Source organism: Ruminiclostridium josui JCM 17888 (assembly GCF_000526495.1).
GTDB lineage: Bacteria > Bacillota > Clostridia > Acetivibrionales > DSM-1351 > Ruminiclostridium > Ruminiclostridium josui.
Genome location: NZ_JAGE01000001.1, coordinates 3577222 through 3585000, shown reverse-complemented (window position 1 = coordinate 3585000; position 7779 = coordinate 3577222). Strand labels below are relative to the sequence as shown.

Sequence of the window (7779 nt, the reverse complement as noted above, 5' to 3'; positions counted from 1 at the left end):
TCAAGCCATCTACAAAAGTTTTTTGCCATAAAAATGTAATTGAATGTATAAATGGTGACCAGCTTATAAATATGTGTAAAGCTGTTCAGAATACAAAAGCTATTTTGCAGCCTGCAAAATAGCTTTTTAAAACTAAACTCTCTTTAATAAACTAAATCATTCAGTAAGTTATAATCATCTGAATTAATTTCCCCATCACGGTTCATATCTGCCATCACGTTATAATAGCCATCTTGCCAATACATAGCATAGGCCCGGATTTCATTCTGCATGGAATATAAATCCTGCTGATTAAGTATCTTGTCCTTATTAATATCTCCTATAGTTGCATCACACTTCGGTAAATTTTTGGAATATACGCTCTTATCCGTGCCAAAGCTATAATCAGTAAAATTTGAGTTACATAAGGATTTATAACTTGGATGGCCCAACTCTTTATACTCATCAGTTGTTCTTAAGAAATAGGTGGTACCAGCCATATCGCCCTCATCATCCCACGTAGCATCAATTTGTAACCATGTATCATTTAGATATACAAGATTCCATGCATGATTTCCTCCTGAAACAGGACAATTTGTTATTCCTACCTTGTCTAATAGTAAAGCCATGCCTAAAGTATAGCCCTCACATACTGTGGAATCACCAAGAAATATTGAGCTTATGCAATGATTTTTTAAGTCTGATGTGCTACCACTTGTAATATAAGATACTTTATTAGTAGCATAATTATATAATGCCTTGATTTTTTGGTAATCATTCATGCCTTCTTGAATATAGTTATCCACAGCATATTGGACTTCCTGCTCAACCAGAGATTTTAAAAATGGTTGTTGTTCAAAAATATTCAAATTATTTTGAAATACGGATTTGATTGAAGTATCCCAATTAATATATTCTTCCCTTGTTGTAATATGATTAATAGATGTTAATTCACATCCTGAAAAACAAGATTGTATTGTATTAATATTAGAGGTCAGGTTTACATTTTTTAAATTTGTGGCGTTCGCAAATGCATTATAAATTATCATATTAACACTATCGGGAATTGAAAAATCAGTGGCAGGCCTTTTAGCAGGGTACCATATAAGCTTTGATTTATCATAATTGTAAAGAACACCATCTTGGCTTGTGTAATTGGTGTTCCCTTGCGAAACCTCAATTTCCTCTAAATTCGAGTGTGTGAAATAATCTCTGTAAATAGCTTTCTATGATAATTTTATTAGAGTTGTGAAGGCCAGATGCTGGCTTTCATAACTTGTCTACAATATAATAGTAAATTAATGGCATGTCAATAGCACCCTTCCAAAAGGGTGTTTTTGATTGTCCTGATTTTATTGCTGAAGCCTGCCCTCATACATGATGGACAACTCACCGTAGACTTTACCCCAGTTACGGAGAGTCATAGTCCACTTCTTGGTTGCCTCAAAGGTTGCTAGATATAGGGCCTTTAAGAGGGCTGTGTCACTTGGAAATACGCTTCTTTGACGATTCAGACGACGATATGTGCTGTTCAGGCTTTCTATAGCATTGGTTGTGTAGATTACCTTGCGAACATCCGTAGAAAACTTGAAAATCGGGCTTAGGATATCCCAGTTCGTAGACCAACTCTTCATGGCGTTAGGATAACGGTCCTGCCACTTGTCCGTAATTTGCATCATACGCTCATATCCGGTCTCCTCTGTAGGGGCATGGTAGATTGTCTTCAGGTCATTAGCAAACTCCTTCTTATCTTTGTCTGCAACATATTTTAGTGTGTTTCTTACCTGATGGACTATGCAGCGTTGATACTCTGTTTCCGGAAAAGCTACAGCAATGGATTCCTTGATGCCACTCAGGCCATCTGCACAAAGTATAAGAATATCCTTGACTCCACGGTTCTTCAGTTCATTTAGGACACTAAGCCAATATTTACTGCTTTCATTTTGGCCTATCTGAATGCTTAACACTTCCTTTTGGCCTTCTTCATTGATTCCAAGAATGATGTATGCAGCCAGCTTCTTGATGACATTGTTGTCCCTAACAGAAAAGTGCACAGCATCTATGAATACAATTGGGTAAACGCTGGATAGTGGACGTTGTTGCCATTCCTCAATTTCTGGAAGCAGTTTGTTTGTGATATCGGATACCATGCCTTCACTAACTTCAAATCCGTAGATTTCTTCGATCTGGTCAGAGATCTGGCGAGTTGTCAAACCTCTTGCATACATAGCAATGATCTTTTGGTCAATGCTTGAGATATCCTTTTGACGCTTCTTCACGATTTGAGGCTCAAAGGAACATTCTCGATCTTGTGGAACGTCAATTTCCATCTTACCATATGTACTTTGTATTGATTTGGATTTTTTTCCGTTCCTGTAATTGGTGTTATTGGAACGTTCGTATGGTTCATAGCCTAAATGCTGATCCATCTCGGCTTCCAACATGCTCTGAATGGTACCCCCTAACAAGTCTTTAAGTGCTTCCTGGATGTCTTCTGCAGTCTTGATGTCATACTCTTGAAGTAGGGATGCAATAATGTTCTTTTTTCCTTCGCTCATCGAATTCTTTCTTCTTGCCATAAAAAATAGCCTCCTATGATAATTTGATTTTATCATAGAAAGCTGATTTTACAGACTTTTCTTCACAGGCTCCTAAATTCGGAAAAGATTTATAGCTTAATGCTTCCCCCACATTGCTTGCTTTCCCCGTGTAGCTTGCAGGTATTATTAGCTTGTATACATTTGAACATTTTTCCAAAGCATTGATATTACTCTCTACATATGTATCCGGTAATTCCAAAACCTCAGTGGAATTCATCTGAGGAAATCTCATCAATTTTGTTTTTGCCTTGTTATATAAAATGCCGTTTATGTCACAGTAATCTGCATTTTCAGAACTTACCTTTATATCTTTTAGGCTTGTCATATCTACAAATGGAGCATTAGCTATAGATGTAATATTTTTGCCTATGTTAATCTGAGTAATATTTTGATTCCAGCTTAATGCATTCCAAGGTATCTTTGTGATATTATATGTGACGCCATTTGATGTAAGCTGCTCAGGTATTGTTACTACACTCTCACTACCCAAATAGTTACCTATTTCGCCAGCCTCAGTAAAATTCCATAACCCGTCATCAGAGGTCAATGTGCTCCCTGCATATACGGTATTTGACATGAATAGTAATCCTGCTACAACAAATAAAGCTAATGCTGCAAATTTGACTTTCTTAATTACTTCTATCATTTTACCCTCCTGTTAACTAAATCCTTAATGTATATAATTGCAATTAAAACATTATTTTACATTATAAGTAATAATTATACTTAAATCAACAAAAAGGTATAAAAATAATTATTATCAAAAATAACATTATTGAATTAGTAACAGAAGAAATTCAATATCCGTCTTAAAATTAGCACTAAATCTGAAAAGTTCTCTTCTTATGTAACGATTACTTATTCTTATGCTGTCTACCCTGTTCATCTATGTAATAATTCTCTTTCATTATTAGCTGGGATACAGGTAAGAATTCTAGTCCCTGAGATTTAAGCCCTTTTATAATCTCAGGGAGAAGCTGCGCAGTATACTTGGTATCGTTATGGAAAAGCAGTATTGCTCCAGGTTTGGTTCTCTTGAGAATTCTGTCCAATATATCCTGCCTGCTCATTTCCTTACGCCAATCAAGACTGTCAACATTCCATTGAATGGGGTAACATCCCATTTCATTACAAGTATCAATAACCGTATTATTGTAATCTCCGTATGGAGGCCTGAAAAGATTTATTTTTTCTCCTGATATTTCTTCAAGCTTTTTATTGCATAGCTCTATTTCGCTTTTGCACTTCTCCTTACTGATTGTACTCATACGCAAGTGCGAATACCCGTGGTTGGCAATATCATGACCGTCATTTGCTATAAGTTTAACTGCATCAGGAAACTTTTCAGCCCACTGACCAACCATAAAAAATGTTGCTTTTACATTCTCGCTTTTAAGGGTATCAAGTATTTGAGATATGTCATCTGCACCCCATGCACAATCAAATGTAATTGATACAGCATTTTTATCTGTTTCAACACTGTAAATTGGAAGGTGCTTTGCTGAGTTAAAAACTCCAATCGAATCAGTCGTATAACCTATTGTAACAAATATTGTACATATCAGTATAAACATTATCGCAATTGCAACTTTTTTGGGTATTTTTTTTGCCTTTACCAATAACAATCTTATTTTCATCATCAAACACTCCCATATATAGATTTTCTCTTTAAAAAGTGCTTTCAAGCTCTATACTCTATATATGTTTATTTTTGAAAATTAAAAATATGATAACCTGTCTTTCTTGATTAGGCAATAAAGCTATAATCTATCCATTCCTATACTGATATAATATCCCTTTCTCCTCCTGTAATGCTCTCACTTCCATCAGGCGTAACGATATATGTGTCCTCGCCGCCTACCATTCCAACTTGTGGTACACCTTTTTTGGGTTCAATGGCAAAAACCATATTCTCTTTTATTGGATTGTCAAAGCCTTTTGCTATTACAGGAAGTTCATCTACATGAAGACCAACTCCATGACCCAAAAATCTAGCAACTCTATCTCCAAAACCCATAAAGTTTTCTAAAAACGAAGAGTCAAGACCACCTATTATACTGCTGTATATTTCAGATGGTATATTGCCGGGTTTTAGAAGAGCCGCAGTCTTCTTTTGTATCTCAACACATTGCCTGTGTATTTTTTGTACTTCATCTGAAGGCTTCCCACCAAACATATAAACCTGTGTTTTGTCACTATGATATCCTTCAATACAGAAACCTACATCAATAAAAACCAAATCACCTTTTTTTAGAAGAGTTTTGCTACTTCCAAACAATGGTACTGCTGGGCTTAAACCTTTCATGCCTCCGGGACCGTCAAAATTAGTAGGATACAGAGAATTTACTCCAAAAGCAATTTGTCCTATTATCATTTCAGTCTGATAGCTATTGAACCGCGAAACACCCTGATGTCCAAGTTTTAGCATTTTTTCAAACAACTCTGCCGATAATTCTACCTCGCTCATTCCTTCTCTTAAAATACTTGGTACAACTTCCTCAAGCAGGTGTTTGTGTCGTTTTCCAGCCTCTCTTATAGCATCAAGTTCATACTGACTTTTAATTGCTCTTACCTCAGACAATATCTTTTTTATAGGGTAAATCCTATCTATCTCAAATTGATTCTTAAGTCTTTCAAGTACTTCAATAGTTGCAATATCAGTTTCTAAAAGTGTATTTCCGAACAACTTACCACAAACCTCTGCAGCATCAGAGTATTTTCCCATAGGATATATGCAATCGGATAAAGGTGACTCTATTTTTGCACGTTCATAGCTTCTTCTGGCAAAATACATTAATTTCCCGCCATTTTTAATTATAAGTATTCCGTCTTGCATAGTTCCCGTAAAATAATACTGATTAACACGCCCTAATATTATTATTGTATCCCAGTCCGGATATTTTTCTGTAGCTTTGACACACAGCCGCTTAACTCTATTCTCAAGTTCTCTTTTAGTTAAAATCTCTTTCATACTATGTAAACTCCGTTTATTAATTGTTTTGATTTATTCTTATGCAAAAATGCCTATTATCCATTTTATTATTAAAAATTCAATTACAACAACAGCAACACAGCAAAATACAAATGCTGAAATTTTGGCTTCGCCCATCTTGTCTTTCCAATAATTCCCTTTAAAAAGTGAAAATAAATCTGGGGTAAATGAATATTTTATTGCATCATTAATATCCTCTCTATCACGAAATATACATCGCAATATTTTCTTATAAACAGGTATGTTAGCTATAAGTAATATAATGGCAACTATTGATTCCATCATTTAATTTAATCCTTCCTTATTAGGTTTACCAATTTACTAACTAAAAGTATTATAACATATATGGTAAACTGCTTTATTAATTCCATTATTTTTTATAATAAATTATTATACACTAATGCACAATAATAAAGGGAATAATAGCTAAAGGGAGAAAGCTTATGGTTAATCACTATCATTTTTACAAATTTAATAGTTTAACTAGTGAAAAGCACTCTCACAGACTTACGGGACATACTGAATATATGTTTGGTATAGGGCTATTCCATTTCCATATATATTTTGGAACATCTTCCTTTAACGGGCATTGCCATATATATTCAGGAATAACAGGGTTACCGATAAAAACTACCCACGGACACAAACATAAAATTGGTGGAAGACTCAGCATGGCAAACTCACATAGTCACTACTATGAAAATTATACCCATGAAAACATAGAATATAAGGGAGGAAAAATTCTAAAAAAGGTGTTATCTTGATTATTTACCACTCTTCTTGTACTCGATCTCCTTTGTGATCCAAATTGAATTTTGGAGAGTTAAAGTAGTTTCCGGTAACACCAAAGGTACAATCTACATTTATCCATTTTTTCTCATTGCTATCGTAGAACTGATTCCATGCATGATCTCCCCAAGCTAGTCCACTATAGCCGAGTCCCGTAACCAGCCTTACCTTTATACCGTTTGCTCTGCACATTGAAATAAAGAGGCTTGAGTAGTCAAAGCAAATTCCTTTCCTTGTTTCATAACATATTATAGAGCCTGATTTAGTTCCTTCTGTCTTAATAGCAATCTGTTTTGCTTTTGGGTAATCATATTTTATATTTTTAGTTATCCATTTGTAGATAGCCTTTGCTTTCTCATACTCCCCGGTCTTTCCCTTTGTTAATTCAAGAGCCAGTTTATCTATTTCATCATTTGATTTTACCGCATCATCAAGGGTTACTCCGTTAAAGTATTGAATAACTTTTATATTATAATTATCAAGAGTATCTCTGATATTTTCGGCTAATTTAACTTCCTGCCCATTCATTGTAGGGCTTACAAAACGATCATTAATTATTACCGGTATTTTCTTAGCAATTTCAGATTCAACTACCGGCTTCAGAGCCGTTTTATAAACTCCCTGAAGCACTACCGAATCATCTATCCACAGCGATAAACCGGGTACTGTAAAATAGTACGAAAAAAAATACAGTACAAAGCAGATACATATTAATGAAACCGCTGCCTTTGGTATACTGCAGACAAATGAAATTATTCTTCGCGTCACAGAACTCATTGAGCTCATAACCTTGTATATTCCTTGAGCCATAGCTCCAAATACATGCTTATACAAAGGATACATAATCAGCTTAATTATCAGCACAACAATCAATAGCACAACAAAAGCGACACATAAATATGTATATATATTATTTGCTTCCAAACTTGCTTTGATATTTTCAGGCATATGGTTACGGATAAATACAAAAAACTTATTGCCATTGTCAAATAGAATTCCCCTTGTTAATAACAAGGCAATTAATAAGCCTGAAATTAGCTCTACACTGTTTATTATTGAATAAAAACTTTTAATAACTCTTTCGCGATTATATCTAGTTACAAGAGAACTTATCAGAGTTATTAAAACAGGTAGAATTATTATAATATTAATTGGATTTGTCAGTATATCTATCAAATGTGCCACCTACCTATGCCCGTTATAAATATTATGTCTACAATAAGCCCATAAAACAGTGTGTTAATTGTATTATATCATAGCAACAGCTTTCTTTTTCAATTTCCCTAAATTACCTCTAAAATTCACGAATAAATATTCATTTTTTTGAAATAGAATTTTAAGGATATTGCAATTTTTACCTTTGTAAGGAGAAAATATAGTGGTTTTTAAAGAATTTTATAAATATTTAGCTTCAGAAAA

General features: G+C 34.4%; 9 protein-coding genes and 1 pseudogene (1 of these 10 only partly in view). 2 read left to right on the top strand and 8 right to left on the bottom strand.

Annotated features, from left to right (window positions below; genetic code table 11):
- Positions 1 to 122: the 3' portion of a restriction endonuclease gene (locus K412_RS0116280; RefSeq protein ID WP_024834079.1), read on the top strand. The gene continues 367 nt to the left of window position 1, outside the view; 122 of the gene's 489 nt are visible here — the last part of the coding sequence; the start codon falls outside the window, past its left edge; it ends in the stop codon at positions 120 to 122.
- Positions 123 to 143: 21 nt separating this feature from the next.
- Here K412_RS0116280 and K412_RS0116275 read toward each other — a convergent pair whose 3' ends face one another.
- The 7 genes and pseudogenes from K412_RS0116275 to K412_RS0116250 form a co-directional block, all read right to left on the bottom strand.
- Positions 144 to 785, bottom strand: a complete 642-nt coding sequence (locus K412_RS0116275; RefSeq protein ID WP_242835653.1) for a transglutaminase domain-containing protein — start codon at positions 783 to 785, stop codon at positions 144 to 146.
- Positions 786 to 824: 39 nt separating this feature from the next.
- Positions 825 to 1085, bottom strand: a pseudogene (locus tag K412_RS23080) (leucine-rich repeat protein); the annotation flags it as partial.
- 246 nt (positions 1086 to 1331) lie between these two features.
- Positions 1332 to 2558 (bottom strand): IS256 family transposase, encoded by a 1227-nt coding sequence (locus K412_RS0116270; RefSeq protein WP_024832113.1) that lies wholly within the window; start codon positions 2556 to 2558, stop codon positions 1332 to 1334.
- 13 nt (positions 2559 to 2571) lie between these two features.
- Positions 2572 to 3225 carry a leucine-rich repeat protein gene (locus K412_RS0116265; protein WP_024834077.1) on the bottom strand — a complete coding sequence of 218 codons (654 nt, stop codon included), beginning with the start codon at positions 3223 to 3225 and terminating at the stop codon, positions 2572 to 2574.
- Between the two features lie 208 nt (positions 3226 to 3433).
- Positions 3434 to 4219 carry a polysaccharide deacetylase family protein gene (locus tag K412_RS0116260; protein ID WP_479691919.1) on the bottom strand — a complete coding sequence of 262 codons (786 nt, stop codon included), beginning with the start codon at positions 4217 to 4219 and terminating at the stop codon, positions 3434 to 3436.
- 137 nt (positions 4220 to 4356) lie between these two features.
- Entirely contained in the window at positions 4357 to 5550 is a 1194-nt protein-coding gene (locus K412_RS0116255) for a M24 family metallopeptidase (protein WP_024834075.1), read from the bottom strand.
- Positions 5551 to 5589: 39 nt separating this feature from the next.
- Positions 5590 to 5856, bottom strand: a complete 267-nt coding sequence (locus K412_RS0116250) for a hypothetical protein (RefSeq protein ID WP_242835652.1) — start codon at positions 5854 to 5856, stop codon at positions 5590 to 5592.
- 158 nt (positions 5857 to 6014) lie between these two features.
- On the opposite strand from K412_RS0116250, the gene K412_RS0116245 reads away from it, so the two are divergent.
- Complete coding sequence (locus K412_RS0116245; RefSeq protein WP_024834073.1) at positions 6015 to 6335, top strand: YmaF family protein; 321 nt, start codon at positions 6015 to 6017, stop codon at positions 6333 to 6335.
- A gap of 4 nt (positions 6336 to 6339) precedes the next feature.
- Here the strand turns inward: K412_RS0116245 and K412_RS0116240 are convergent, their stop codons facing one another.
- Positions 6340 to 7545 carry a transglutaminase-like domain-containing protein gene (locus tag K412_RS0116240; RefSeq protein WP_024834072.1) on the bottom strand — a complete coding sequence of 402 codons (1206 nt, stop codon included), beginning with the start codon at positions 7543 to 7545 and terminating at the stop codon, positions 6340 to 6342.
- Between the last annotated feature and the right edge of the window lie 234 nt (positions 7546 to 7779).